Source organism: Mycobacterium sp. TH-M15, assembly GCF_057473705.1.
The window spans coordinates 1-1705 of sequence record NZ_JBYCLB010000357.1 but is presented as its reverse complement, the minus strand read 5'-3'; the positions used below and the strand labels follow the sequence as shown (position 1 = coordinate 1705).

Below are 1705 nucleotides of genomic sequence, written 5' to 3'. Positions count from 1 at the left end.
GCGGATCCGAAACTCACCCTGACCCCGGCGCGGCTCGCCGAACTCGGCGCCGAACCCGCAGACATCGAGTTGCCGCCCGTTCACCCCGACGGCGCCGCCTACGTCATCTTCACCTCCGGGTCGACCGGGGAACCCAAGGGCGTGGTCGGCACTCACCGGGCGCTGGCGTCCTACTTCGCCGACCACCAGCAGCGGATGTACGCCCCGGCCACCGCCCGGCTGGGCCGGGGACTGCGGATCGCCCACGCCTGGTCGCTGAGCTTCGACGCCAGCTGGCAGCCGCTGGTCGGGCTGCTCGGCGGGCAGACCGTGCACCTGTTCTCCGCCGAGCAGATGCGCGATGCCGAGGCGATCATCGACGGCATCGCCCGGCACCGCGTCGACATGATCGACACCTCACCGTCGATGTTCACCCAGCTGTATGACGCCGGCCTGCTCGACGGCCGGCACGGGCACCGGCTCAGCGTGCTGGCACTGGGCGGGGAGGCGATCACCGGCCACACCTGGGAGCGGCTGCGCGCGGTGGGCGCCACCGCGGTGCACAACTGCTACGGGCCGACCGAAACCACCGTGGAGGCCGTCGTCGCCGACGTCACGGGCTGCGAGGTTCCGGTGATCGGGAAACCGGTGGCCGGCATGACCGCCCACGTGCTCGACGACGCGCTGCGGGAAGTACCCGACGGGGTGGCCGGCGAGCTGTACCTGTCCGGCGCCCAGGTCACCCGCGGCTATCTGGGCCGGCCCGGCGCCACCGCCGCCCGCTACGTCGCCGACCCGGCCAACCCGGGCGCGCGGATGTACCGCACCGGGGACCTGGTGCGCCGCCGGCCCGACGGGCAGCTGGTCTACCTGGGCCGCGGCGACGACCAGGTGAAGGTGCGCGGGTACCGCGTCGAGATCTCCGAGGTGGAGGCGGCGCTGGCCGCCGCCGCCGGGGTGCGCGCCGCCGCGGTGCTGCCGATGCGCGGCCCCACCGGCACCCGGCTGGCCGGCTTCGTCACCGGTGAGCAGCTGAACCCGGCCCAGGTCCGCGCCGAACTCGCCGCCCGGCTGCCGGTCTACCTGGTTCCGGCCCGGATCGTCGCCGTGTCGGCGATGCCGTTGACCCGCAACGGGAAACTGGACGCCGAGGCGCTGCTGGAGCTGGCCGGACCCCGCAGCCGGGGCGGTTCGGCGCCGGCCACCGACACCGAACGCGCCCTGTGCACGGCGCTCGCCGACGTCTTCGAGGGCGCCACCCCGGATGTGGCGGCCGACCTGACCGATCTGGGGCTGGACAGCATCGTGGCGCTGTCGCTGGTGCAGGCCGCGCGACGGCGCGGGCTCGCCCTGCGGCCGCGTACCATCCTGGCGCGCCGCACGATCCGGGAGATGGCCGCCGAGATCGACGCGGCGGCGGAGGCGGAGCCGGCCGGCGCGGCGGCCGATACCGGCGGGCCGATCCGGCTGCTGCCCGCCGCGCACTGGCTCTACCAACACGGTTCGCCGCGCCGGCTCGGCCAGGTCGAAGCGGTCCACCTGCCGGCCGGCACCGACCGCGGCCGGTTGCGCGCCGTGCTGGCGGCGATCGTCGCCGCGCACCCGGTGCTGCGCTGCCGGCTGGACCGCGACGCGTTGACCCTGCACCCGGCCGAGCCCGGGGAGATCCTCACCGAGGTCGCCGTCGCCGACGCCGACCCGGCCGGCCTGACCGCGGCGGCCGCCG

Annotated in this window: 1 protein-coding gene; it reads left to right on the top strand. The window is 75.6% G+C overall.

The window, feature by feature from the left end; genetic code table 11:
* Nucleotides 1–1705 (top strand): non-ribosomal peptide synthetase (locus AC2VNT_RS08725; protein WP_486946477.1); only part of this gene is annotated, 1705 nt, incomplete at both ends.